This window comes from Ruegeria haliotis, from assembly GCF_013377785.1.
Taxonomy (GTDB): domain Bacteria; phylum Pseudomonadota; class Alphaproteobacteria; order Rhodobacterales; family Rhodobacteraceae; genus Ruegeria; species Ruegeria haliotis.
Map to the genome: position 1 here is coordinate 81,549 of NZ_JABXWT010000014.1, position 26,892 is coordinate 108,440.

Consider the following 26,892-nt stretch of genomic DNA (forward strand, 5'->3'; position numbering starts at 1 on the left):
GATTTAAAAGTTCGGCTGCGGGCTTGCTTAGGCCGTTGCTCCAGTTGGATCGGTGTGCAGGATATTGTCCGAATCCAGGCCGCTTAGATCGTTCAAGCCATCGAATATGGCGATGGTTTCAATGCTGGCAGTGTCCGGAGTTGAATAGTCGACTTTCACCAAGACACTGTCGTTTCCATCAGTTGCAAGCACGTAAACTTCGTCACCGGATATCGCCCCGGAGAAGCTTTCCACCGCGGTTTCAATCGTTCCCGCTGTGAGGTCCGAAAGGACCGTGGTCAGACCGACAAAGCCCGTATCGGCGCCAAGAGCACTGCCAAGCGTGAGGGTTTCGGTGTCGGTGCCATCGCCCCGCAAAGATCCGACATCCAACCCACTAAACATCAGCGCGTCGGAAACTTCTGACGCCGGACCGACCGTGAATCCTGTGACTGTATCGATGCCGTTATCCGCAGGGGTTGCTTCGAACACGACAACGTCTCGACCAGCATCCGTGACATCGATGGCGTCGTCACCTTCGCCGCCGCGAATGATGGTATCAACTTCTGTTGCAGTGAGGGTATCGTTGCCATCGGTGCCAAGTTGTAAAGCTGTCGGCCCGCCATCAGGTGTAGTGATCGTCAATTCGATTGGCTGGCTTGCGTCCTGAACCGTCATGGTGAACGTAACCAGAGGTTGAGAAAGGTCGGTAAAAGTTGTCGCTGCTCCGGCAAAATTGATGGTATCTCCTGTGCCGGGATTTGCCAGGAACAGGTCAAACTCGCCGTTTTTTGTTTCTGATCCTGTGTCAAAGGTGGCGACTGACGAGTCGAACGCCAGTTCTGCGGTGATGGCCAAACCGCTGGAGATATCGCGATCAGAATCTGCATGGATCGCAAATGTCACGGTTGATCCACTGTGCGCCACTTCAGTAATGACATAGGCTGCGGCAACGTGTGCCGTGATCCCATCGGACACGGGCAGAGGATCAGGCCCGCTGACTACCGTGGCCTGCGCTGAGAAATTCAAGTTGTCACCTGCAACTACCCCAGAAAAGTCAGATGCAGGAACGGTCAAGGACCATGAGCCGTCCGCCCCCACGGTGGCAGTACCGACCGAAGTGCTGTTGAGCAGAACGTCTACTGTTTGACCCATACTTAAACCGACCGAAGAGCCGCTGATTGCCACACCTGCAGTCTGCGCATCTGTCAGTGAAAGCGTATCGTTTGACCCAACGGCATTCAGGCTCAGAACGGGTCGAAAATCTGTGGCGATCGAAGCCGTCGCCACGGAAGAGCTGTTTCCGGCCGCGTCATCAACGGTTGCCGTGATAGGAAAACTCGTTCCGTCAGCCAGCGCAGCGAGATCCACAGCAGGCACTGTGGTCGTCCACGAACCTCCCGATGCGACAGCGGGATAGGTCTCGCCACCCAGAGTGACAGAAATTGTCTGCCCGTCTTCGGCTGTTGTGGTGCCTGAGATGTCAAGATCGCTGCCCCGTTCTACGACGTCAAGCACAGTGCCGACGGGCAACGCGTCCAGCGAGATGGTCGGCGCTGTGAAATCTGTTGTAAAAGTGGAAACATCCTGATTGGTGTTGCCTGCTGTATCCGAGACAGAAGCACTAACCCCATAAACTTCAGCATCCTGCAGCGTACTTAGGTCGGAAGCAGTAGCTGTATAAGTCCAAGTCCCACCAGTCACAGTGGTGGTTCCACTGACATCCACTGTGCCGTCAGCGCGTTCAATATTGACTGATATCACTGTGCCATCAGGCGCGTCCGAGGTTCCGGACACAGCCAGATCAGTACCTTGCTCGACAGCATTCATCACCGAACCATCCGACAAGCCTGTTATGGCAAGCGTGGGAGATGTGAAATCCGTAGCATAGCTATTGCTGGCTTGAACGGCAGGATTACCGGCAACGTCAAGGACATCTGCAGTAACGTTCACAGTCGCTCCGTCCGAAAGGGCGGTAAGATTGGCGGCGGGAACGGTCACGCTCCATCCGCCGCTCGAAGCCGTGCCGGTATAACTCTGACCATTCATGGTGACCGTTACAGTTTGCCCATCTTCAGCCGTTGTCGAACCTGTGATGGTTAGGTCGGTTCCTTGTTCCGCCGCACTCATGATCGGGCCGTCGGAAAAACTGTCGATACTGAGCGTTGGTGCGCTGACATCCTTTGATAGGGGGACGCTGGCTTGTGGGGCGACAAGGCCGTCCGCATCGGTGACGTCGGCCGTTATGGTAAAATCATTTCCATCCGCCAATGCTGTCAGGTTCGCGGTTGGGACCCTGACGCTCCAGCTGTCGCCTGACACTGTCGCGGAATAGGTCTGACCGTCCAGTGTTACGGTGACTTGTTGACCATCGGCGATATTGCCGGTTGTACCGGTGATGGTCAGGTCCGACCCAACTTCGCTTGCGTTCAGAATGGCTCCCACAGGCAGTGATGATATGGTGATCGAAGGGCCAGTCAGGTCCACCGGGACCGACACCGAGGCCGGTACCGCCGGGTTGCCTGCCGCATCGTCCACTGTCACGCTGATCAATGCCGGAGTTCCAGAGGTCAGGCCGGCAAGATCGCCGCTTGGGATAGTGATATTCCAACCGCCGCCTGTGGCCGTGCCGGTATAAGTTTGACCGATAAACGTTACGGTTACAGCCTGTCCGTCTTCGGCTGTGGTTGTGCCTGTCAGGGTTAGATCGCTGCCCAGATCGATCAGGTCGATCGACCCACCCGCCACGGCGTCAAGAGTAACGGTTGGCGCACTGAAATCAGTGTCGAAACTACCACTGACCTGAACTGCAGGGTTGCCCGCGCTGTCGGCAACATCCGCAGTGACAGCAATGGTTGCGCCATCCGGCAGTGCGGTAAGATCCGCTGCCGGAACTGTCACACTCCACTGTCCACCTGATACGGTACCCGTATAGTCCTGCCCATTCACTGAGACGGTTACAGCTTGCCCATTTTCCGCGTCTGTCGTGCCTGTTACGATCAGATCCGTTGCCTGTTCGGCGGTGTTCAAAACGGCTCCGTCCGAAAACCCGGCAATCGACAGGGTAGGTGGGAAAGTATCGACGTTGAACTGGGTGGTCTCAACAGACAATTCTTGACCCGCGTCATCCAGATTTCGGATTGTCACGGTCGAGACACCTTGGGGCAAGCTGCTGGCCTCAGCTGGTGTTAGCGAAATACTCCAACTTCCGTCAGCATTGGGCGTAACGGTTTTGACCAAAGAGCCAATTGTGACTTCAACAGTGGTTGTTCCGTCCGTGGCGAAGGCGTTGGTGCTGGTGCTGTTCAGGGCAGTGGATTGAAGCCCGGCAAGGTTCAGGCTCGGGTGACTGGGTGTTGGCGCATCTGTGTCATCGCCACCGCCGCCTCCACCACCGGCCGCCGCTGCGGCGCCGGCCAGGCCAACGCCACCCAATGCCATACCGGCACCACTGATGCCACCTGCTGCAGCAGCACCGCCAGCTTCAGCGACACTGAACTGTGCAATTTCCGCGATTGCTTCTTCGGCGATCATGATTGCGCCACTGTCCAGAATCTGAACGTTTTCAGCGGCCACAATCAGCGTGCGCCCGTCGGCCATTTTCAGCAAAGCATCGCCATTTTTCAACAGCTTGACCGATCGCACACCAGGAATCGTTTCCGCGAATTGAAAGGCGTATAGTTCTTCAACCGAGGCTTGGGACAACGCTGGTAAAGCCATCAGTGTCGATCCAAACCCACCGGCGATGCCGCGTCCGGCCCAGCGACGGACCTTTCCGTCAATCCATTGACGGATGTGCTGTTTGCGTTCGGTGTCCGGTTGATCAGCAGCCGGATGAATAATGGAATCAGTTGCTTTGGTCATCGTTCGTGCCCTCACATGTGGTTTCCGCGTTCTTCCAAGGGGACAGGCCGGCCCGGTTGGGGTTTTGTTCATCTGTCTTGCCCTCTGATTATTGCTGCGATCGGACGAGGAAAAATTGAGTTAAACTGAAGCCGAACTCCTCGTTTTCACCACATTCTTGCTTTGGTTTAGGTCTGGGCATCGGATCATCCTGTTGTCAGTGCCAGGGGTGGCGTTGGAGGTGACGGTTGTGATGCTTCAGTTCGAAGGTGTGGTGGCAACGGGGAGCGTGGCGCTCGATTCAGGTATCGGCGATACGGCTTTAAAAACGTTTAACGGGGACACGTATCTCTACACCGTGACCGGACCGACCGGTGGCATTGCCGTGTGGCGGCTGGTGGACGGGGCGCTGCCGCAAATTGTGGATACCGAGTATTACGGCGGCGCGATCACTTTTCAGATGGGCCGCAGCGGTATCCCGGTGACGCTGGCAGGAGAAGACCAGTTGGTGTTGGACGTGAACACCGCGACGGGTCTGGTCGGTTATGATCTGAATGCTGACGGCACCATAGGCAGCCTGCAGGAAACTGACACGCTGAGTGGTGGTGGCGATATCTCGGCATTGGTTCAGATGTCGCTGGGATCAGCCGATCTGCTAGCCATCGCGCATGAAGATACCGGTCAAATCGGGACATATCATGTCAATAATGACGGGACGCTCAGTCTTGCGGGGTTCGTGGTCGGAGAGGCTGATTCGATGCAGGCCATCCAGTCCGGGGCAGGGCGGTTCGTAGTCTCCTCCGATGCGGCCAGCAATGCCATCACCACCTACAGAGTTGATCCAAATAGCGGCACCTTGAGTGCAATCGACAACAGTGCCACCACTGGAACACTTGGGATTGCAACGCCCACAGCGGTCGAGGTCGTTGAAGCCTATGGTCAGTCCTGGGTGGTCGTGGCGGGCTCTGGCAGTAATTCGGTCAGTGTGATGAGGCTGAGCAGCGATGGGCGCCTGATCCCTACAGATCACGTGCTGGACACACTCGATACGCGGTTTGAATCGGTTCAGGACCTCTCTGTGATCGAGGTGGATGGGCGCGTCTTTGTTGTCGCCGCTGGAGGGGATGACGGGATCACATTGTATACCCTGACGCCCGACGGGCAGTTGGTACATCTCGACAGCATTGCGGATTCGGTGGAGAGCGGGCTGCAAAACGTTCAAACCCTGAGCGTCGCTCATGTTGGGGACGAGTTACAGATTCTAGCCACTGCCCAGCAGGATGCCGGAGTGAATCTGCTGACCGTATCGGTCGCTGATCTGGGTGTGGTGCGCGAGGGGTTTGGCACAGTCAATGGCACCGCCTCGGATGACATGCTGAGTGGCAGCGTATTGGAAACCACGCTGTTGGGTGGGGCCGGAGAGGACATCCTGATCGCCGGTACTGCTGCCACCACGATGACAGGCGGGTCAGGTGCCGACATCTTTGTTATGCAAGCTGGGAGTGACCCGACCACGATCACTGATTTCGAAGCCGGCATCGACCGATTGGACCTGTTCGACTACCTGTTGCTGCGGTCGCCCACGCAATTGACGTTTACCACGACGGCCCAGGGGGCCGAGATCGAATACCGGGATGAGTCAATTCAGATATTCTCGGCCTCGGGTGGGTCTCTGACGAGCGCTGAGGTGTTTGGTGCGGGATTCGGCGGTCCGGATCACATCCCGGTTGATTTTGGTGATTTTGGTGGATTGGAACCTGACAGTTCGGGCGGTGTTCAGGGGGGTATTTCTGTGAATTCAGAGACAGCCAATCCCGGCCTGACTGACGCGGAGATCAGATTCACACCAGACGGCGGCGGCACAATCAGCGTTACAGCTGATGAGGATGGGGCGTTCGATCTGGACCTACCCTCTGGAACCTTCCCCGGCGCGTTGGAGATCATCAAAACGTATTCCACAGCCAGTGGTGAAATAAATGCGCTGGATGCCTTGCAGGTTTTGCGCATCTCGGTCGGGTTGGATCCAACGTGGGGACCGGCTACGCCCGAGAACCTGATCGCGGCAGATATCACGCAGGACGGAACCATCAATGCGTTGGATGCTCTGGCTATTTTGCAGGTGGCAGTAGGGCAATCCACGGCGCACGAGGCCGAATGGGTATTTCTGGATGCCGATGCTGACCTGTCGGGCATCACACCAAACAATGTGCATTACGAAACGGGCGTTGATGTTGTGGCCATGGATGGCTTGATCTCAATCGACATGACCTCGATCCTTCTGGGCAATCTGGAAGCCGTCTGATTTCTTGCACTGGTTTTTCTAGCGTCACTCACCGTTTGTGCGTCATTGGTTTTGGTCGACCGGTTGAGGAGCGGGCGTTCGTTTAACATGCAGAGAGCTCTGGCAAAGAACCCTACCGGTCTGAAACGGCATTGGTCGATGCCATTCGCATTTTCTGCATAGTTGCTTGGTGGACGTGCATGTATCAATGACCAGCCGATGACGATGGGGAAACCTACTGTATGATACTACGCAGCGCTTGAATCGGCCAGACGGTAGACAAAACTGACGTTCATGCCCTTGTTAAAGGCCCGTCACAAAATACGATTGCGGATTGACTTTGCGATGTCAGAATTTCCCGTTCTCGTTCTTCCATTCATGGCGTGGTGCAATCGCTGAGACGGTGTTCCAGTGTTCCACAATTTTGCCGTCGGCCACACGGAACAGATCATACAAACCCGAATGAACGCCATTTTTGCTTCCTTCGCACATGCACAATACAAAATTTCCTTCGGCAAGAACGCGATGCAAGTGCTGGTAGGCGATCCGGGGCGTGCCGTCAGGCAGCAAAGCTTCAAGCGAAGCCCGAAGGGACGTACTGCTGTCAGGGATCTCCGGGTCATGCTGGACAAGGTCGTCAACGGCGAACGTTTCCAACAGCTCGTGGCGCCGTTCGACAAGCACCTTTTGCGCAAATGTGGTCACCAGGGCCCGGTTGACTTCTGTTTTGTCCAAATCGGTGATAGCCGTTTCACCATCGAGCATGCCCCGGCCCGACGGGTTGGGTGGCTGTCTCATCTGGATGTTGTCCCAGTGTTCGACCGCCTTGCCATTTTCGAACCGAAACACTTCAAAGGCCACTTCTACGCCGTTGAAATCATATTCGTTATGGGCGAAGGCGAAATCACCATCCTCAAAGACACGTACAAAGGTAACGCGCGGATTCGTACTGGCGAGGTGCGCAAACAGTTCGGCGAGACCAAGGCTGCCCCCGCCTGTGCGCGGGTTGTGTTGGATGTATGTGTCCTCGTTAACAACCGTGGCCGCCTCTGGATCTCCGGTTTCGATACCCTTCAGAAGTTTTTGCAGCAATTCCTTTTTAGCCATCATGCCGTGGGGTTCCTTGTTTGCACCCGTCCGGCCAATGCCCGGGTTGGATTGGTGCGCTGATTTAGATGGTAGATTAAGTGGTGCGAACTATTTCGGGAAGTACAGATAGCGCGACCGGCCGAGATCAACAAAGGTGATGCAGACCTCCGGGCCTTCACAGCGGTCACAATGGAATCTCCCGCCTTTCATGAAGGCTAATGCCTTCCGCCGGTCGCTGCTTTGACTCCATCCCCACGACGTTCCGTGCGACGTTGCCAAACCTGACTAGATACCCCGACTGCCGCCAGCTCTGTGTCGCGGGGTCAATATGTTGATGCAGTTATTCTAGGGTTCCCACCCTGGCACGTCGGGCACCTTGCATGAACAGCTGCTTACCATAGTAGAGACGGCGATGTTGTGCTGGAAAAAAGCCCGGACCTGAAAGAAACTTTGGCAATCCCCTCTCGGAAATACACGGCGCAAAAGCAAAGTTTAACTAACATTGGAATCAGGTGCAGCGAATTTGCACTTCTCTTTGCAACCATTTTTGGTCCGGTTCGGTTGGACCGCTGCACGCATGTGTCGGAGCGGTCGTAGAGCGCCCAACTTAGTCCCATGCCTCAAATTGAGCAGTGCGAACCTGAGGTATAATCATCCGCAGAGCTCATCCGGTAAAGAACGATCCCGTCTCTGGTTTTTGAAAGGGGTATCAGGTCATGTTGCTCCTTCCATCTGCCTATGACGGAATTCAGTTTTTTCGGTCTACAAGAGCCTAACCTGCTGGGTGAAGCAGCCTGTACATCCCACTATTGGCGGATGCTGTACATTGCCTGAAAGGCTGCTCTGATCATGCATGGGCAATGCGTTGATTGCGGTGACGCTTCCAGACGGTAACAATCATCAGTGTGGCGGCGACCTGAACGGTCGCGAAAACTGCCATCGCGGATAACAGCCCGAACTGGTCAGCCAATGCACCGCTCGCAATCACGGGTAGTGGAAACCCGAAATATGCATAGGCGAGCATGCCCGCTGTCGCCCGTGCCCTGTCTTCATCGGCGCGCAACGAAACCTCGGCCAAGGATGCAAGGTATGTGAAGCCATAGCTTGCCGCACTCGTGATGCAGGTTCCAGCGAGAATCAGCATCAGCATTTCGGCCCAAACTCCGGCAAGCAGGACAAGGAAACCCATCGGTATCAGGACGAACCCCAAGGCCAGAGCTTGAGTGTTGCTCATGCGTTTTGCGATGGGTTGGCACAGAAAACCTACGAATATAGCGAGGAAGATAACGAGGCCTGTCCACCCTCCAAGATCATTTGCGGCGAGCTGGAGAGGCACGACGGAAATGGTCATGCCTGTCGTGGACCAAGCCAGAGCCATCGCCGCCCCGAACACCCAAGTGCCGGTTGGAAAAACGGGAAGGCGCAAGAGGGATACGGGTTTGGAATGAAACACTTTGGGCAATCGCAGTGCGATTATTGCCAAGACCGGAGCGATCACAAACAGCACGATATAGCTGGTCGGCAAAAGCGTGGGGCCTTGTACCTTCAGGCTAATGCCTGTCGCCAAAGCGCCGCCTCCGAAACCAAGTGATGTAGCCGAAGTCACCATCAATGCAGCAGTCTTTGCACGGTTTATGCCGAGGATCTCGGTCATATACGCTGTCCCGGATGTCGTGGCGAGAGCGGTTCCAATGCCCAGCAGAACCCGCGCCACAACAAGGTTTGTCCAACTTGGGGCTTGAACCAGCAATGTCGTTGCCACCGACCCCAAAACCAGAGCTAACGCAATGGGAATGCGCCGCCCGATCCTGTCCGACAACCCACCAAGCAGCAACAACGTGGGCATCAGCCCGCCCACATAGGCGGAAAATGCGACTGTCACCGCTGTCGCGCCGACATTACTTGCTGCAGCATATACGTCGTAAAGCGGGGCCTGGAGATTCACTGCGAAGGTAACGGTGAACAGGCATAGCGCCAGTAAAGCAGACGGGACAACACGCGACATCGAACGAACCTCATTGATTGACTCAGGTTCGAAATGTCACGAGGATCACTTTATGACAATTTTTCTATTGTACTAATAACAGTTCAGCCAATCACGGTACTCCGATGAGGAAACCCCGCTACGAACGTCTTGCCGATATGCTTTCAAGCGCGATCCGAGACGGCAAGCTGGCTCCCGGCTCCAAATTGCCAACCCATCGGGACTTCGCCGAGAAATCTGGCGTCGCGCTCGCCACAGCTACGCGCGTATACAAGCTGTTGGAACAACGGGGGTTGGTCCGAGGCGAGGCTGGCCGTGGGACGTTTGTTCGTGATCCCAATTTGCCCATGACGCTCGGTGTCCACCAAACCGCAGAAGAGGGTGTGACAGATCTTGTGTTCAACATGCCCGGAGAAGCCACAGACGCTGACATGCTGCGTGCTGGATTGCGGCGATTGGCATTGGCGGGGGATCTGGAGGCAATGTTGCGCTATCAGCCCCATGGAGGGCGCATGCATGAACGTCAGATTATCGCCAAGCACCTTGCGCCAACTGTTGGTCCGTTTGACCCTCAGCGCTTGCTGGTGACATCCGGGGCGCAACACGGGTTGTCGATCACCTGTTTGGGACTGTTGCGACACGGCGATGTAATCGCCACCGATGCGCTGACCTATCCTGGGTTCAAATCCGCTGCTGCCTTGCGAGGGATAGAACCAGCTCCGATCGAAGGCGTAATTGGTATAATGGACCCTGACGATCTGGACCGTCAGTGTTGCCAGCGGGATATCCGCGCTGTCTATCTTATGCCCACAGTCCAAAGCCCACTTGGATCGGTGATGGATGAGCCGACACGTAAACGTCTGCTGGAAGTCGCCAGAAGGCATGACTTGATCCTGATTGAGGATGCCACGTACGCGTTTCTGGAGCCCGATCCGCCGCCTAGCTTCCTGTCATTGGCTCCTGAACGGACGGTCCACATTGGTGGGTTCTCCAAAAGCTTGGCTACCGGATTACGGTTAGGATATGTGATAGCGCCTCTGAAACACATCACGCCCCTGCAAGAGGCGATCCGTGCCACAACTTGGAATGCTCCGGCATTGATCTCCGGCCTGATCACTGGGTGGATCGAAGATGGCACGCTTGCAAAATCAGAAGAAAATCGTAGACGTGATGGGGCTGAGCGTCAGTCAATTTTCCGTAGTGCGTTTGGTTCGCGCCCCGTTATGGCTCATCGCAATGCGGCATTTGCTTGGTTGCCGTTGGAAAAAGGTATTCGTGCCCACTCGGTCATTACCCATTTGAAAGTGCAGAAAATCACAATCTCTGGGGCGGATCCATTTGCGACAACAGCCGCCACACCACAGGCGCTCAGACTTGCTTTTGGTGGGGTGGCGAAAGCTAATCTCCCAATCATATTGCAAACAGTGCGTGAGGCGATCTGCATGGCAAAGGTGGAATAGAAATCCTGAAGCTGTCATTTGGGATAACTTCAGCGAACTGGCACCTTGTCGAGTAGTGTTTGAATTCCCCTGCCACCTGACTTTGCGGGCGCAGCGAAAACCCGTATTGCCGGGTCGCAGCAGCGTCCGATTGGTCCGCTCAACGACTGCAATGGATCGTCCGCGCGTTGAATTGTTGGTGTAGTCTGGGATTTTTTTTACGGGGGCCTCGATAAGTGATTTCTCGGCTGTCTACCTTCCAGACGTGTCGTGATTTCAGACAGGCGAGACCAGGACTGTAAACTCACCGGCAAGGTCAGCGCTGCTTCAGCAAATTCCCACGAATAGCTGACAATCGAAAAGATTGCCCCAGGGCTGACGTTCAGACTTTGCGTTGCAAACCAAAGGTTGAACAGAACCAGACCAATCAGCAAAACAAAGATCGCGCCATAAAGAATAGCTTCGGTATCCGAGAGTCTCATCTCGAACTGGCGTAGTCTTTTGAGATGAACATGCAGAGGACGGGCGCGGCGCTGTTCGAGTATCCGGACCTGCTGTTCCGTTTGTTCGTTCAACTCCCGGTTCCAACGCCAGAAAGTCGTGTGAAACACGCCATAGACGGAAATCATGCCGAACAGAACGATACAGGCCGATAGGGCGAGCGTTGGAGAGAAGTAGTACAACAAGATTGCTGAGACCACGAACTGCATGACACCGGCAATGGCCGTGGGTAGCATGTCTTCCAGAAAATCAGCCAATTCACGTCCCATGCCAATCCGCGCATTCAGCAATGATATTGGCAAGTTGGAAAACCGAGCCGCAAGAGCCTTGCCCATCTCAACTCGGATGGTTCCGTAAACTCGCGTATCGTATATCCGTCGGACTACGCCGATCAGGACCAAGCCCACCATAAGTAAGCCGAGATGTAGAAAGGGCTGAAAGGCGCCATCCAGCAGTCCATCGATGGCGAAGCCGATGAACAATGGGATCATAACGGTGATCGCGGATTCAGACAGGATCAGAAACCACGTCAACCCGACGCGCCAGCGAAAAACGCCCAGAAGCGTGCGAATGGTCAGGCTTCGATCCGTCAACATGATGGCTATTGATCGTAGTGGATACGGATGCGCACATCGCCGGGCCAGACCGAGGCGGCTGCAAAATCCGGTTCATCCTTAGGGCTCGGTGCGCCAGTAGAACCGAGCCCCTCCAAAAGATGTGTTGCGGTCATATTCAGGTTTTCGTCGTTGTTTTCATCGTGAAACAACAAAACCGCGTAAGGGCCTGCATTCAGGTCAGAGAACGCATGACTGACCGCGCCTTTTTTCGAGGGGACCTTTGCATAATCTATTGCGCTCCAGACGTCGAAGTTGTCATAGGCGCGGGCATCGTCGAAGATGAGGATCACGATGGTCCCTTTGGAATTGCGAATACCGTCAATCACTACATTCAGACCGTCAGCTAGAGCGGGCGTTGCAAGTGTTAAAGAGACGAGCGCTGAGCATAGGAGGTTCCGGATCATGCCGTGTTCCTTTGAGTTTTCGGTTGTTGGGGGATAGGTTTGAAAAGCGCGATGACGTCTTCGGTAATCGCAATGAGCACTGGGACAAGCACTAGCATCAGAGCGGTGCCAAAAAGCTCCCCAAACGCCAATGAGATCGCTGCGGGGATCAGGTATTGTGCTTGTTCAGATGTTTCGGTCAGAAGGGGGAGCAATCCGATCACCGTTGTCGCGGTGGTCAGAAAGATGGCTTTGAACCGTCCAACACCCGCGCTGTGCAGTGCACCATCGACAGGTTGACCGCCGTCTCGGGCCTGATTGTAACGGGTGATCATAACTAGGCTGTCATTCACGATGACACCCGTCAGCGCGAGCATGCCAAAAAAGGAAAAGAGAGAAAGCGACACACCCATGATCAGATGCCCAACCGCAGCCGCGACAAAGCCAAATGGGACGATGGCCAGAATGACGAATGGTTGCCAGTAGCTTTTTAACGGCACGGCCATCAGCACATAAATCAATACAGCGGCCAATAGCAAAGCTCGCTTCAACCCGTCGCTGATGTCCGACATTTCCTCAAGTTCACCTGCCGGTAGGACGGTCACACTCGGGTATTTTCTGCGAAGTTCAGGCGCGAGTTGTTCAAACACCGCCTGGCCAATCTCTTCCGGGGCGACAAGATTGCGGTCGATTGATGCGGCCACCACATTCATGCGTTTGCCGTCCCGTCGGTTTATGACTCCAGATGTGTAAGTGCTCTGGATATCCGCGACGGTGCCCAGCGGCACCCATGCCCCGTTGGCGCTGCGCAGTTGGGTCTGCATCAAATCGGCCAGAGTATCGCTGTTTTCTCGTGCGTTTTGAACGACGACGCGGACCTCGGACCCGTCGCGCATGACCTTGGCCACCTCGGAGCCGCCGAACCCATAACTGATTTGTCTGGCCAAGGTCTCGGCGTTGAACCCAAGGTGACGAGCATCCGAGCGCAGGCGCAGTTTCAACTCTGGTTGCCCCCCCACAAGGCCATCCCGAACATTTGCCACACCTTCAAGGTTGGATAAGAATGCCCGCATCTCTGCGCTGGCCTGTCGCAACAGGTCTTCGTCTTTTGAAACCAAACGGATGCGGAACCCGCCAGCTAGAGCCTCTGATCCGGTGAATTCCAATTCGGTAGCACCTTCGACTTCACCGACTTTGTCTCGCCAATCGCGAACGACCTTCAGGATCGGAACGTTCGGGCGATCGGCTACAGGGATCATTTCGGCATAAATCTGTGCGTCACCTGCGCTGTTTACATTCGTGAACACGGTTTGGACGGGCAGGGGGGTCATGTCCGCGTCTTTGGCAAGGTCCGAGTTAAGTTTGTTAAGCTCGGCCTCGATCCGGTTCACGTTTGCACGGGTTAATGCGAAGGGCGCGCGGGCGTCCATTTCGAGGTTCATCGTGATGATTTGGCCCGGGACTTCAGGAAAGAAAACCGTCCTGACTTTGCCTTTGTACATCAGGCCCAGTCCCAACATCGCCGCCGCGAGAAACAGGATCAGCACGGCGTAGCGTTGACGCACTGCTGAGACTAGAACTGGCTGATAGATACGGTCTCGGACCCAAAGCAGCCCGCCTTGCGCCGTATCCTGGATCCGTCCCCAGATACGGGTCAGCAAATAGCGGCGTTCTTGTCCTATCGAGACTCGTGCCAGATGAGCAGGCAATATAAATTTGCTCTCGATGAGCGAAAAGATCAGCGTCAGGATCACAATGCCCGAAAATCCAGCCAGCACTTTGCCCAGAGGATTGTCCATCAGCAGCATAGGAAAGAAAGCCGCGATCGTGGTCAGTACGCCAAATACGGTGGCAACGGCCACGTGGTGTACACCACGTTCAGTATCCTTGATCGGGTCTTCGCCCTTTCGGCGTTCCTCGAAGACGCTTTCGCCAACCACAACCGCATCGTCGACCAGTATACCCAACGCGATGATCAGGCCGAAGGTGGTGACATCGTTCAGAGAATAGTCGATCCATTTCGTTCCTGAAACCGCGATGGCGCCCATCACCGAAACCGGAATGCCCATCGCGACCCAGAAGGCCAGCCGCACATTCAGAAACACCGACAGCATGAGGGTGACAAGTAATAGCCCCTGCACCCCGTTCGACCGCAGCAAGGCAAGCCGATCCGAAATGTACCCGGCGCTGTCGCCCCAGATCTCAATCTGGATCTGATCGGGTAGCTGACGGCTGAAATCATCGACGGTGCTATGAACCACTTTACTGATGTCCAGCAGGTTTTCTTTTTGTCCGACAAGCACTTCCATTCCGACCGTCGGATTGCCATTCAGGCGGAACAGATACTCTCCGTCCAGAAACCCATCTTCGATTGTTGCGATATCCCCGAGCGAGACAAAGGGCCCATCTTCGCGCTCGACGACCGGCAATGCTGCGTATTCCGGAGCGTATTTGGCCCTGTTGTCTGCCCGCAGAAAAATGGTGCCATCTTCGGTTCGAAGACGACCGGCTTGAGATGTCAGTGAGTTCTCATCTATGGCCCTGGAGACATCCGAAACTGTCAGGCCATATTGGCGCAACCTTGCCGGATCGATCTCGATCCGCATCTCACGCGGAATGAGTCCCCAGATTTGCAGGCGAGACAGCTCTGGTTGTGCAAGCAACTCTTCTTTGAGCCGTTGTGCCAAGGTCTGCAACGTGGCCGGGTCCGTCTCGCCGTAGATGTTCAGATAAAGTGCCGGAAAGTCGAAGCCCGATGCCTCGATTACTGGTCGGCGGGCTGTGTCTGGAAGGTCGGTCATGCCATCTATTCGAATACGAACGCGGTCCAAAACCGCCTGCAGTTTCTCACCACCTGCCCGTCGAATCGTGACCGAGCTGAAATCGTTTTCCGACCGTGAAGTGATGCTGCGTACACCCTCCACCCCTTCCAATGCCTGCTCGATCTTTTGAGTGACCAATTCGTCAACCTGTTCGGCGGTCGCATCAGGATATTCGATTGCGATAGTCACGCTTTCCGGCGGAATGCGCGGGAAGCCTTCGATGCGGATATTCAGCAGGGTTTGCACCCCAAGAAACAGGATCAACGCCATCATCAGGTTGGCGGCGACCGGATTGCGGATGAACCAGGATGTCAGCACATGCATGGTTCAGCCCTCATCTGACTGCGGCGTAACCCGCTGACCCGGCAGAAACGAAGCCAAGGGAGTTTTTGCGACACGCCATGGGCCGGTGCCCTCTGGCGCTGAGATTGTGATTGTTCCGTCGTTTCTGAACAAAATCTCTGGGGTTACTCGCTGCAACCGATCGCCGATGTTGATCAGCCATATATAGCCTGCGCGGGTCAGGGTGCTTTCCGGCAAAGTCAACGTATCCGCAATCGTCCGGCCTGCAATTTGAACCTGTAGAAAATCTCCGGCGAGTATCCGGTCATCCGGCTCTGCAATCTCCAGAAAAACACGTACCTGACGCGTGTCTTGATCTAGAAACCCGCCACCTCGGCGTACCCGTGCCTGTCCCAATGGCTCATCAGAGCGATGTATTAAAGTTGCGAAAGCACCCGATATGGGGTGATCCAACAGCGCCCAGTCTGCCTGACTGAACTCAGCGACGAGTTCGAATTGCTGGTCGTCGGACAGATGCACCAAAGCCTCACCCGGAGTCACAGTCTGACCCAGGCTGGCAAAACGCCGTGTAACAAAGCCCGAGAACGGAGCGGTCACATCAGTGTCCGACAATTCACTTTGTGCTGCGTTCAAGCGCGATTGTGCCGCCTCCACAGTCTTTTCCGCGATGCCCAGTTGCGGCAATCGCAGTGCCAGATCGTTGGGAGGGTCCACCCTATCTCTCTCAAATTGTCGACGGGCAACGGTAACATCGTTCTGCGCCCGTAAAAGGGTTAGCCTCGCCTGTTCAAGCCCCATTTGGGCATCGGCTACCGCACTTTCATAAGGTGCTTTCTCGATCGAAAATAATGGATCGCCGCGTGAAACCTGCGCCCCGGCCAGAGCCGCGTCATGCACGGTCGTGATGCGCCCGGATATTGCGGAACGTAACTCCGCATCCCATCGCGGCTGAACTTCGGCAAAGGATGAAATCTGTGCCCGTGCGGATTTAGCAGTGACGGTTATGACAGAAACCTTAGGCGGTAGCAGCGGCGATTGAGAGGTCTGTACATCGACGGTGTCTTCTGCTGAGAACAGCAAGACGACAACTGCAATCAATAGCAAGAAAGCCAGGCAGATCCACAGCCATCGGCGAAGCGGCTTTGGTGGTGATTTAGCGGATTTATCGGCCATTATTGGATCTTTCCCGTCTGAAACGAATCGAGCGAGCCTTGCAGTTGTGCACTGGTTGTTATATAATATGAACGATCGTTCGTTCAATATAGAAATGTAAAATGACAAAATCCGGAAAGAAACCAGCAACCAATAGGGACAAGGCAACGGCCAAACGGCGCAATCAAATACTGGAAGCGGCGGTGATATGCTTTCTTGAACGTGGCTATCATCAGACCGGCGTGCGAGATATTGCGACGCGCGCGGGGGTCAGTCTTGGCAATCTCTACAATCATTTTCCGGGCAAGCACGACGTGTTGGTCGAAATCGCGATGCTCGAACGGCAGGAGATGGAGCCGTTCCTGAAGATTCTGGCTGCGCAGTCACCCGCCCCGAAAGTGCTGGAGAAGTTCCTGAAAGCCTACGGCAAGTATTTGGCGGCGCCAGAAAACGTAATTCTCACGTTGGAAATCACAAGCGAGGCGATCCGTCAGCCGGATATCGCACAGCTATTTCTTGAAAACGGTGACGAGCTGACCAATGCACTCACCGCTGTGTTGAGGCGGGGAATAGAAGACGGTGATCTGCGGCGCGTTCCAGACCCAGAGCAGGTGTCGCAAATGATCCTGGATGTGCTGGAAGGCGGCGCCTATCGCAGCGTGCTTTCAAAGGTTCCGATGCGCAAAGTTGTCGGGAGCGTTGTGGATTTTGTGCAGGCTTCGTTGCTTCCACGGCAATGAATTTGGTTCCTGCCATCTGATTTCGATATCTCCGGTTAGTCGAGCAATTCTTGGGACCTGTTTATTCAACTAGCCAACAAGCGAGGCGCGGTGAGCAAAGCGAAAATCTCAAGCACCGTATCTAGGCTGGTCGTCTTCGCCAAAATCTCAAACCGGTTTTTTCTTTCACGCGCAATTAAGTAACCGCACGAGCCGCAAAGATTGTCTGTGACCGATAGGTGAACCGCGACTTTTGTTAGGCTAACGGTAGGGGCTCATCACTTCCGGGCACCGGCAGAGCGCGACGCAAACTCCATGAGGCGCTTGAATTTCGGGCATTCCATATGGGTTTCTGCCGGACAATCCGCCACATGACGGAGCGCATCACGTAGTCTGGTGAGGTCACGAATTTGTTCATCAAGCGCATCTGCGCGCAGGTGCAGCTCGGCGCGCGGCAATTGCGGCGTTCCATCTTTGGCGAACATGCCCTTGATGTCAGCAAGCGAGAACCCCGCCATTTTCCCCATCGAGATTAGTGCGAGCTGTGTCACTACAAGCGTATCGAATTGTCGCCGTAACCCATTTCGCGCGACCGACTGGATCAGCCCGATTTCCTCATAATAGCGCAACGTCGAGGGGGGGGCACCGCTCAATTCTGACAGAATACCGATATCAAGGAGTTTCATGGTTGACCTCAAGTTGACTTGAAGTGGCAGAGTAACTCTCCACTGATGCACGAGACAAGAGAATTCACCATGACTGATACGGAACAGACCCAAACGCCCATTCTCATCCTGATCACTCTCGCCGCAGCAACACTGACAGCCTCAATGGGCATCAGTATTGCGGCGGTACTGCTTCCAACCTTGACACGCAGTTTTTCGGCGACAGTGTCGGACGTACAGTGGGTGGTATTGGCCTATCTCGCGTCCGTGACCATCACAATCGTCTCGGCCGGGCGGCTGGGTGATCTCTTCGGTCATCGCCGCGTCCTGATTTCCGGTCTCGTCGTTTTTATTGCAGCGTCGATTCTGAGCGCGGCAGCCCCGAGCCTAAGCCTGTTGATTGCTGGTCGCGCGCTTCAGGGGTTTGGCGGAGCGATCCTGATCGCACTTCCGATGTCTATCGCACGTGATCTCGTCCCGACACGGCAGCTTGGCACGGCGATGGGGTTGCTTGGGACGACCTCTGCCGCCGGGACAGCATTAGGTCCGTCGCTGGGTGGTGTGCTACTGGCCTTGGGTAACTGGCGCATGGCGTTCTGGCTCCTTGCCGGATTCGCTTGTGTCACGCTTGTTCTGTCCGTCATCTCCATCACTTGCAATTCAGAACGGCGGGCCGCCTCGGCCAAGGACTTGGATTTTCCAGGAACGTTTGTGTTGATGATCGCGCTTGCTGCTTATGCGCTGGCAACCAGTGGCGGAGCGGCTGGTATCCCTGTGTCATCAGGCGTGCTGTTTTCCTGTGCTCTGACAGCGATCGCCCTGTTTGTGATCATCGAAACCCGTGTCGCCTCGCCGCTGGTGCCAATGACTTTGCTTCTGGACCGCAGGACGGGCATCGGGTTTGCCATGAATCTAACTGTCAGCACTGTCATGATGTCCACCCTGATTGTTGGCCCGTTCTTTCTGGCCTTTTCGTTGGGGTTGAACGAGGCGCTCATTGGATTGGTCATGGCAGTTGGGCCAGTGGTTGCCGCACTCTTTGGTGTTCCGGCGGGTCGGCTAACGGACCGCATTGGTGCAAATCGAGCGATGATCATCGGCCTTGGACAGACTGTGGTCGGTTTACTGTGTCTGGCCTTCCTGCCACGATATTTCGGAGTTGGCGGATATGTGGCCGCGCTCTTCACCCTGACGCCAGCCTTTCAATTGTTTCTTGCTGCGAACAACACGGCAGTTCTGGTTGACGCCTCTAAGGAACAGCGGGGCCGTCTCTCCGGTTTGCTCGGTCTTTCGCGGAACCTTGGCTTGATGACGGGAGCTTCTGCCATGCCTACGCTGTTTGTTGCCATTGTCGGGGAAGAAGGTACCGCGAAAGCTTCTGTTGCGGATGTTGCACATGCCTTTTCGATGACCTTCACGGCCGCTGCGGTCTTGGCCCTACTTACTTTGGGATTGGCGATCTACGGCCAAACCGGGCACGCTAACAAAGCAACCAATCCAGCAGAGTGACAATTGGATTGCACACCGTGAAAGCGGCCTGGGGACGTTTGCTGGCGCGCGGATGTTCTGTAATGGGGATCGAGATCTGTTTTCAGGTCCGGGCCTTTTCAAAGACCGCCCACGCGTCTTCGAAGGCGGCGAAATCGAAACCTTCGGCGCGGGCGGGTTCAAGTACCAGTTTCTCGGTGTCCAGGAGCGTGCGGATTGCGTCAGAAAGTTCAGGGATATCCTCCTGCGGGATCACCAGAGCGCCATGTCGGTCGACATGGATCAGATCGCCGTCTGCGACCTCCAATCCGAATACGGTAACCGGGGTCCCGATCTCGCGCACATGGACGAAGGCATGACTGGGGCCGACTGAACCGGCGATCACCGGAAAACCCTCGGGTAAATCTCCAAGGTCCCGCATGACGCCATTTGTAAGTGCACCAGACAGGCCAAATCCCTTGTGGATGGTCGTATTGATCTCGCCCCAAAAGGCGCCTACGGCGTTTTTGCCGTCCACGTCTTCGACAACGGCAATACCAGGGCGCGGACCTTTGGCCATATGACGGTAATAGTCCATGCGACGCATCTTGAGGATGTCAGGCGGTTCCGAGGGCGGATCGGCCGCCGCAATCTTGGCGGTTCGGGCATAGCCGACGATCGCGCCCGCATCCGGGTCACTACACAGCACGGTACCGCGTGTGAAACGGTCGAAGCCACGACTGCCTTGAGCTACCTCGATTGCGTTGCAGACGGTTGGTGTATCAACAGATTTCAAAAGCGCCAGTAGATCATCGTTCATCGTCAATCTCCTTCAGCCAGCGGCGCAGGGCGTGTGTGGTCTCATGGGGTTTTTCAAGTGTTGGCAGATGTCCTGCACCGTCGATGATCACCAGTTCCGATCGCGGTAGCAGTTTGTGCATCAATTCATGTCGGGAAATCGGGCAGAGCTTGTCTTCCCGTCCGCACAGCACTAGCGCCGGTTTGTTGAAATGGCGCAAGGTTTCGCTCTGGTCTGGCCTGTCTCGCAGCGCGATGGACTGTTCGCAAAACACGTCGGGGCCCAGTTCCAGTGCCATATTCATGCACAGTTCCAGAATTGCAGCCCGGTTTTCGCCGTCGCTGAGGTAATTGGGCTTCATTTCGTCTCGCATAACGCTGTCGAGTTGTCCGGTGCGGGCGCGCTTCATCTGCGGGCCGCGGCGGGCTTGGATCTCTTCGGTCTCGGCCGACGGGTTGGTGTCCAACAGCGCCAGTCCAGCAACACGGTCAGGAGCCTGCCGCAGCACCTCCATTGCCGCGATTCCACCCATCGAAAGACCGCCCAGTGCGAAACGCTCAGGCGCATTTTTCAGGACCTCGGTCGCAAGCCTTTCCATCGTGTTGCTGCCGGACAAGGTGGGGACGAACACGGGTCGCTCTGAAGATAATGCCTCGGTTTGTGATGCGAACAGCCGTGCATCGCACATCATACCCGGCAGCAGGATCAGTGGCGTCATCTATTCCCCCGGCACGGATGCAGCGCCTTCAGACAGAACCGCCAGCTTGGCATATGCAATCGCCGGATCGACCGCGCCGAACCCGGCAAACGTACCAAAGCCGCAATCGCTGCCGGCAATCACCCTTTTGGTTCCGACGATGTCGGTGAAGCGTTTCAGGCGTTGCGCCACCAACTCGGGGTGTTCGACAAAGTTCGTGGTTGTATCGACGACGCCAGGTACCAATACCTTGTCCTCGGGGATATCCGCCTTGCGGTCACGGAATACGGACCATTCGTGACCGTGGCGGGGGTTGGATGTCTCGAAGAGAACATAGCGGGATTTGGTCGCCATCAGCGTATCGAACATCTTGGACATCGGGATGTCACACAGATGAGGACCTTCGTAATTGCCCCAGCAGATATGCACCCGTACGCGGTCTTGTGGTACGTCTGAGAGTGCATGGTTCAGCGCGTCCACATGCATCTGCGCCACATTCACGAACTCCTCATCCGAGAGATCGGTGAATAACATGTGCCGGGACAGAGCGAGGTCGGGGCAATCCAGTTGCAGATCCAGACCGGCAGCAACGATCGTTTCGTATTCCTCTTTCATCGCGTCGGCTAGCGCGGCAAGATAAGCCTCGCGCGATTTGTAGTAATCGTTTTGCAGGAACAGCGAGATAACCCCGGGACTGGCCGCATTCATAAAGCCACGGGAAATTCCGTGTTCAGTCATCGCCGATTTCAGATTGGCGATGTCCTTTTGCAACTCATCCTGTCCTTTTGAACGGACCTCACCGGTGCACATGGGGCGCACATATTGCGGCGTACCACCAGAGTCCGCAATGCGCTGTAGAAAGCTGGGGAACATCTTCAGGTCGGCAGGGGCATTTCGGGGGCTGTCGCCGGAGAAGCCGCTATAACGGTCCTTCACATAGGTCGCATAGCTGATCTTGGAAGTTTCGCCATCGGACACGATGTCGATCCCGGCGTCCTTTTGCTTTTTGACAGTGTCCGAGACCGCCATGGTCATGCAGGCGTCAAACGCCGCCGCGTCGTAGGGTTCTTCGCGTTCGCGGGCGAAGATGAAATCTACCACATCTTGCGAGCGGGGCAGGCTGCCCACATGGGTTGTCAGAACACGGGTCATCTTGATCTTCTCCCTTGTCTTTTTTGGAAACCACAGCTTTGGATGTTGGGAGGCGGCCAGTGTTAAACCGGCCACCGTATTACGTTCAGGTCCCTGTCCAGGTGGTTCCAGCCGGATCGTCGGTTGCGGTAATGCGATAGAGACCCGCCTGACCGGTCATCGACGGCTCGGCACTGTAGCTTTCACCGGGCAGAACCAGCGCGGTATCGCCACTGGACAGAGTGGTTTCGTACCCGTCTACGATGATGCTCCAATGGCCGCTGGCGGGCATCAACACGACGGGTGTTACCGCCTTCACCGGCTTGGAAACGCAAGAACCGCGCCCAAGGAAGTCGACCTCAAACCCCGGCTTGTCTTTGATTAGGCCGTTTTCGCCGATTACCACTGCGGGTTTGTTGGCCGAAAGCGCCATCAGGTCCCAATACCGGGCGACGTACTTGCCCACGACCTCTTCGACCGGCACCTCTGGGTAGCCCTTAAGTTGCTCTTCGGTCAACAGAGGCATCGGGCGCACGTTGTGCGGCAGTTCGTGCCCTTTTTTTGAGTCATACAGCACACCGTTGTCACCCAGCATCAGCCCGTGCGCCTGTGCGTCTTCGATGACCTGAGGCGCCCATGTCACCCCGCCACCCGCATCGTCACCGCCCAGAATGGCCATAATCATCCCGTAGTCCTGACCTACATTCTCGAACCCGCGAAAGATCCCGGTCGGGATGTTGAAGATATCACCCTCCTCGGCAATGAACTCTCCGGCTGTGCCATAACGGCCCCAGAAAAAGCGCCAGCGCCCCTTGGCGACAAAAAACACCTCGGCTGTGGTGTGGCTGTGCAATGAGTTGCGGCATTTCGGTGGTTGGCCCGCCGCGCCGATGTTGAACCCGATCTTGTCAGTGATGTGGACGTGCTGATCCGGGCTTTCCGATACACCGCCGCCGATGATGGTAAAGTTCTCTTTCTGGTCCGATCCCGGTGTGTGGGCGTCGATGAACGCAGTCTTGCAGGGTTTTAGCTCTCCGTAGCGAACGATGCGGTCTTGTACAGTGCTCATAGTTTAATCTCCTTGGAAGTGGGGGGTGATGGGATCAAACCCCGTCCCCGGGAGGGCGATTGTTCAGCCGCCGTGCGCGCACGCTGGCACGATGCGCATGAAAGCGTCGCGCGGCCTGACTGGCATCCAGATATGAGACTGCCCGGACCACTCAGGTATCGCCGGTCTGCAACAGGATCTGCTTCCAGATCGCGACCTCGTCGTAGAGGCTGAATTCCCGGCGCAAACCCCAAGGGCCGAATTCGGCATGGGACATTCCCATGACATGCACCTTTGCACCTGTCGGACGTCCAAAGGCACCCCAGCCGTCATGCGTTCCGTCCAGAGACCAGCGGATCGCGGCGCGCGGGGACATCATGCCCCCGTCCATGCCAATTTGGTGGTGAATTTTGAATTGCGCGTTTGGGAAGGATGACCGCAAGCCAACCCAAAACTGACAGGCGGCCTCGCGTCCGATGGCTTGTTTTCCGCTTGCGTATTCGCCGATCACAGCACGGTCATAGTCTACAAGGATGTGATTGAAATCCTTATTCATGATCCGGGTCAGAGTGTCGGCGTAACCCGCACCCCATTCGTTGTCATTACCGGACCCGTGATACCCGCCATCCAAGTCGATTTCGGGCGTAAACGGTGCAGTTGCGAGTTCCGGACCACCTTCAGCCGCAATTAGGTCACGTGTGTATTCTTCGGGTTCCAGCCCCAACTGGCGCACGAGGCCGCCGTAGTCCCGCACCAACCATTCGTCATAGATCGTTTCGCCTTTGGCGGCGCAATCGGCGATCACACGAACGGTCCATTTCTTGCCGCTGGCCTTGCCGAATTGCCCGTCCTGCAAGTGTGTGGCCGTCGTCAGCAATCGGTGCGAAGACAAGTGCCCGTGTTCTTCGGACTCGGACCAGATTACATCCTCGGCCAGCAATTGACGGTCAGGGAATTCATGACAGGTCGCCATGGTCGCCGCGATAACACCCTGATTGCCGCGACTGATACCCATTGGCGTGCGCACCGGAATATCGGGCGCGTAATAACGGTTGAGCGTTTCGGTTCCGCGACCCTCCCAAATCTCTTTGGTGATGCCTATGATGTAGTCCGGAAAATCTTTCCACTTCTCGGCATATGTCATCGGGTGAAGCCTTTCGGTTTTTTCGCCGACCCTCGGATTTTGAGGGGGCCGGGAATCTGGATACGTTCTGAAGCGGCGTCATTTTCAATTCTTGCAAGCAGCACATCGACAGTTGCATTGACCATCTGATTGATGGGCTGTCGTATCGTGGTAAGATCATATGCGGGCCAGGCAGCTATGGGCACATCGTCATAACCGATGACACTCACGTCATCCGGGACCGACAGCCCAAGTTCAAAACGCAATGTGTCCATAACGGCAAAGGCCATGTGGTCATTGCCGACAAAGATTGCATCTGGCCTATCTGGTGAATCGCACAGGCTGCGAGTAATTTCTGACGCGATTTTTTGGCTGTATCTGCCATCTTCAACGGCAACAGGTGCGATACCGTGTTCCGCTAACCCGTCGACAAAGCCACGCATGCGGTCGAGGCCGGTGGACGATTCAAGCCAGCCCGAAATATGTGCAATCTTGCGATGCCCCCCGGCAAACAGAAAGTTAGCAACGGTGCGGCCGCCTTTGACGTTGTCGGATGTCACCTGCGCCAGATTGCCGGTATCTTGCCCCCGGTTAAACAAGACCACCGGGATGCCAGCGTCATGGCATCGTTTTGCGATGTCATTCGACATGGCGACAGAGGCGGTAATGATCCCTTCCACCTGATAGGACATTAGTTCTTCGACAATTTGGCCAACGCTGTCATCGTTTTTGGCCATAAACAGCATGATATGATAGCCGCGTGCCTTCAGGGCGTGATCAAGGTGTTCCAGTGCCATCGGGTAGAACTGGTTTTCCAGATAGGCCACAACCACGCCGATCACGCGACTTTTGCCGGTAATCATCGCACGGGCCAGCGTGTTCGGGCGGTAACCCAGTTCTTCGGCCGCCTTGATCACCTTACTTCGGGTCGCCGCCGAGGCAGATGCACCGGGCGTAAAAACACGGCTGACCGCTGATTGGCTGACGCCCGCTTGGCGGGCAACGTCGAAGGATGTGACCTTATCCGCCATCAGTCTGCCGTCCAGCCGCCATCAACCAGCAGTGCGGTGCCGGTGACAAGGTTTGAAGCGTCCGATGCGAGGTACACAGCGGCTCCGGTGATATCGCTCAACTCACCTACACGGCCCAGCTTGATCTTGTCTTCAATCCATGCGCGGCGTTCAGGAATGGCCAGTGTTTGTTCCGCCAATGGCGTTCGAATGAATGTGGGCGCGATCGTGTTGACGCGAATACCGAGCTGCCCCCATTCAATAGCCATTGCCTTGGTGAAGCCTTCGACCGCGTGTTTGGTGCCGCAATATACCGCCCGGTCAATCCCTCCGACTTGGCCCATCTGGCTGGTAATGTTGATGAGGCTGCCCGGTTTGCCCGCCTTGATCAGTCCGCGCGCGACGACACGGGTCAGAAAGTAGGCGCCTTTGAAGTTCAGGTCGTTGACAGCGTCGAAATCGACCTCGGTGGTTTCAAGCGCCGGAGAGTGTCGGGCAAGTCCGGCGGAATTGATCAGAATGTCGAAAAGGCCATTGGCCTCCACCGCCGTCTCGGTCGCGGATATGTCGGACACGTCCAGCGTTAAACTGTCGGCGCTCCAACCTTTCGCAATGAATGCTTCGACGATTTCGGACAGCCTGTCCGCCCGGCGGGCCGCCAGTGTCACCTCTGCCCCGTGGCTGGCCAATGCGGTTGCGCAGGCAAGGCCAATTCCCGACGAAGCACCAGCGACAAGCGCGCGTTTGCCATCAAGGCGGAAAGATGGAGGTGGGGGTAAGTTCATCAGGGATCTCCGACAGGGTAAGGCACGCGCCCCGGAACGCGGGCCTTATTGAATTCGCGCAATCGCCTGAAGACGTCCACCCCCAACTGTCGGTATGCATCCAGAAGATCGACCATGACCCAGTTTTCACGGATACGACCATCGGAAATTCTCCAGAAATCCAGACTGCGCATGGTGATCCGCTTGCCAGAGGGCGCGATACCCATCCACCCGTCATCCGTAACTGTCTGGATCATGTCAGGCCAGCCAGTGACAGCCACATAAGGTCCATCGCCGAAGAAGTGATAGGTGATCTCATCCAGATGTTGCCCACGATCCGGCATGCCTGACAGGAACGGAATCTGGTGCCAGTTGCGAAAGCCCCGGATGCCCCGGCACGTGCCAATCCCGGCAGGACCATACCAGGTCATACACTCGTGCCAGAATCGCGACATCTCCATCACCTCGGGTCCGCCTTGCGACGGGTGCCGTTTCATATGGTTCAGCATATCGACAATCAGATCGCGGCTGGTGTTACTTTCTGCAGGATCGCGTGAGGCGCGCAACAGACCGTCAGCTGAGGCTGGTCCGGGGACAAGTATTTCAGCACCCAAAGACGGTGCCATGGGCCACGCGCCGACCTGCATCATGACTTCGGGAATGTCCCAGATCATCTGCATCTCAGCGATCTTTCCATCCACGATGCGATAGTACTCGTGGAACCGCATATGCACGAAGTGCCCGGACGGCGGAATGTCCAGCAGCGGCCCTGCAAAGGTGCCTACGTAATGCCCGCCGCAGCCGACCCACTCATTGTCGTGCTCATCCTCACCAGCCATGACCAGCCAGTCGCGTCGTTCTGCATCCGGCCAAGCCTCGCGCAACGGGGTAAGAACGTTTTGAAAGAACGCCTCGGGGCCGATTTGATCCCCAAACGGGTGACAGCAATGGAAGATTGCATCCGGTGTCGCACACGTATCAAGCACGTTCCGAATACTGACATCATCCCAATTGTACAGGGCGGCCCGCAGCGGGGTCAGCAAATCGCAGTTCATGTCGTGGGGCGCGGGCATCTG

The 26,892-nt window shown here is 56.0% G+C and carries 20 protein-coding genes; 4 read left to right on the forward strand and 16 right to left on the reverse strand.

Going from position 1 to position 26,892, the window contains the following annotated elements:
- Window positions 1-27: 27 nt before the first annotated feature.
- Window positions 28-3,843, reverse strand: coding sequence for a beta strand repeat-containing protein (locus HW561_RS18410; RefSeq protein ID WP_176866839.1), 3,816 nt, complete (start codon window positions 3,841-3,843; stop codon window positions 28-30).
- Between the two features lie 232 nt (window positions 3,844-4,075).
- Here HW561_RS18410 and HW561_RS18415 point away from each other — a divergent pair, with 232 nt between their 5' ends.
- Entirely contained in the window at window positions 4,076-6,124 is a 2,049-nt protein-coding gene (locus HW561_RS18415; RefSeq protein WP_211198692.1) for a beta-propeller fold lactonase family protein, read from the forward strand.
- A gap of 327 nt (window positions 6,125-6,451) precedes the next feature.
- On the opposite strand, the gene HW561_RS18420 is transcribed toward HW561_RS18415, so the two are convergent.
- The gene (locus HW561_RS18420; protein ID WP_176866840.1) at window positions 6,452-7,213 is read right to left on the reverse strand and encodes a nuclear transport factor 2 family protein; all 762 of its coding nucleotides are present in this window, start codon (window positions 7,211-7,213) and stop codon (window positions 6,452-6,454) included.
- A gap of 826 nt (window positions 7,214-8,039) precedes the next feature.
- A complete protein-coding gene (locus HW561_RS18425; protein ID WP_176866841.1) occupies window positions 8,040-9,197 on the reverse strand; it encodes an MFS transporter in 1,158 nt (385 codons plus the stop codon).
- A 104-nt stretch (window positions 9,198-9,301) separates the two neighbouring features.
- On the opposite strand from HW561_RS18425, the gene HW561_RS18430 reads away from it, so the two are divergent.
- On the forward strand, window positions 9,302-10,636 hold the full coding sequence (locus HW561_RS18430; RefSeq protein ID WP_176866842.1) for an aminotransferase-like domain-containing protein: 1,335 nt from the start codon (window positions 9,302-9,304) through the stop codon (window positions 10,634-10,636).
- Between the two features lie 197 nt (window positions 10,637-10,833).
- Here HW561_RS18430 and HW561_RS18435 read toward each other — a convergent pair whose 3' ends face one another.
- From HW561_RS18435 to HW561_RS18450, 4 genes are read right to left on the reverse strand one after another with little or no spacing between them, the layout of a single operon-like run.
- Window positions 10,834-11,712 carry an ABC transporter six-transmembrane domain-containing protein gene (locus HW561_RS18435; RefSeq protein WP_176866843.1) on the reverse strand — a complete coding sequence of 293 codons (879 nt, stop codon included), beginning with the start codon at window positions 11,710-11,712 and terminating at the stop codon, window positions 10,834-10,836.
- A 5-nt stretch (window positions 11,713-11,717) separates the two neighbouring features.
- Entirely contained in the window at window positions 11,718-12,137 is a 420-nt protein-coding gene (locus HW561_RS18440) for a DUF2141 domain-containing protein (RefSeq protein WP_176866844.1), read from the reverse strand.
- Entirely contained in the window at window positions 12,134-15,262 is a 3,129-nt protein-coding gene (locus HW561_RS18445; RefSeq protein WP_176866845.1) for an efflux RND transporter permease subunit, read from the reverse strand. The genes HW561_RS18440 and HW561_RS18445 overlap by 4 nt, the downstream gene beginning before the upstream one ends.
- A gap of 3 nt (window positions 15,263-15,265) precedes the next feature.
- Window positions 15,266-16,414 (reverse strand): efflux RND transporter periplasmic adaptor subunit, encoded by a 1,149-nt coding sequence (locus HW561_RS18450; RefSeq protein WP_176866846.1) that lies wholly within the window; start codon window positions 16,412-16,414, stop codon window positions 15,266-15,268.
- A 101-nt stretch (window positions 16,415-16,515) separates the two neighbouring features.
- Between HW561_RS18450 and HW561_RS18455 the strand changes: the two genes are divergently transcribed.
- On the forward strand, window positions 16,516-17,133 hold the full coding sequence (locus HW561_RS18455; protein WP_176866847.1) for a TetR/AcrR family transcriptional regulator: 618 nt from the start codon (window positions 16,516-16,518) through the stop codon (window positions 17,131-17,133).
- Between the two features lie 257 nt (window positions 17,134-17,390).
- On the opposite strand, the gene HW561_RS18460 is transcribed toward HW561_RS18455, so the two are convergent.
- Complete coding sequence (locus tag HW561_RS18460; protein ID WP_176866848.1) at window positions 17,391-17,798, reverse strand: helix-turn-helix domain-containing protein; 408 nt, start codon at window positions 17,796-17,798, stop codon at window positions 17,391-17,393.
- A gap of 69 nt (window positions 17,799-17,867) precedes the next feature.
- Between HW561_RS18460 and HW561_RS18465 the strand changes: the two genes are divergently transcribed.
- Window positions 17,868-19,286: an MFS transporter gene (locus HW561_RS18465; RefSeq protein ID WP_176866849.1), complete on the forward strand. Its 1,419-nt coding sequence runs from the start codon at window positions 17,868-17,870 to the stop codon at window positions 19,284-19,286.
- Window positions 19,287-19,368: 82 nt separating this feature from the next.
- Here HW561_RS18465 and HW561_RS18470 read toward each other — a convergent pair whose 3' ends face one another.
- From HW561_RS18470 to HW561_RS18505, 8 genes are all read right to left on the reverse strand, one after another.
- The gene (locus tag HW561_RS18470; protein ID WP_176866850.1) at window positions 19,369-20,064 is read right to left on the reverse strand and encodes an RraA family protein; all 696 of its coding nucleotides are present in this window, start codon (window positions 20,062-20,064) and stop codon (window positions 19,369-19,371) included.
- Window positions 20,054-20,761 carry an alpha/beta fold hydrolase gene (locus HW561_RS18475; protein ID WP_176866851.1) on the reverse strand — a complete coding sequence of 236 codons (708 nt, stop codon included), beginning with the start codon at window positions 20,759-20,761 and terminating at the stop codon, window positions 20,054-20,056. The genes HW561_RS18470 and HW561_RS18475 overlap by 11 nt, the downstream gene beginning before the upstream one ends.
- Window positions 20,762-21,892: a cobalamin-independent methionine synthase II family protein gene (locus HW561_RS18480; protein WP_176866852.1), complete on the reverse strand. Its 1,131-nt coding sequence runs from the start codon at window positions 21,890-21,892 to the stop codon at window positions 20,762-20,764.
- Window positions 21,893-21,977: 85 nt separating this feature from the next.
- Window positions 21,978-22,940: a cupin domain-containing protein gene (locus HW561_RS18485; protein WP_176866853.1), complete on the reverse strand. Its 963-nt coding sequence runs from the start codon at window positions 22,938-22,940 to the stop codon at window positions 21,978-21,980.
- A gap of 151 nt (window positions 22,941-23,091) precedes the next feature.
- Window positions 23,092-24,063, reverse strand: coding sequence for a nuclear transport factor 2 family protein (locus HW561_RS18490; RefSeq protein ID WP_176866854.1), 972 nt, complete (start codon window positions 24,061-24,063; stop codon window positions 23,092-23,094).
- Window positions 24,060-25,076, reverse strand: coding sequence for a LacI family DNA-binding transcriptional regulator (locus HW561_RS18495; protein WP_176866871.1), 1,017 nt, complete (start codon window positions 25,074-25,076; stop codon window positions 24,060-24,062). The genes HW561_RS18490 and HW561_RS18495 overlap by 4 nt, the downstream gene beginning before the upstream one ends.
- Window positions 25,073-25,837 carry an SDR family NAD(P)-dependent oxidoreductase gene (locus tag HW561_RS18500; protein WP_176866855.1) on the reverse strand — a complete coding sequence of 255 codons (765 nt, stop codon included), beginning with the start codon at window positions 25,835-25,837 and terminating at the stop codon, window positions 25,073-25,075. Before HW561_RS18500 ends, HW561_RS18495 begins: the two co-directional genes overlap by 4 nt.
- Entirely contained in the window at window positions 25,837-26,889 is a 1,053-nt protein-coding gene (locus HW561_RS18505; RefSeq protein ID WP_176866856.1) for an ester cyclase, read from the reverse strand. Before HW561_RS18505 ends, HW561_RS18500 begins: the two co-directional genes overlap by 1 nt.
- Window positions 26,890-26,892 lie beyond the last annotated feature (3 nt).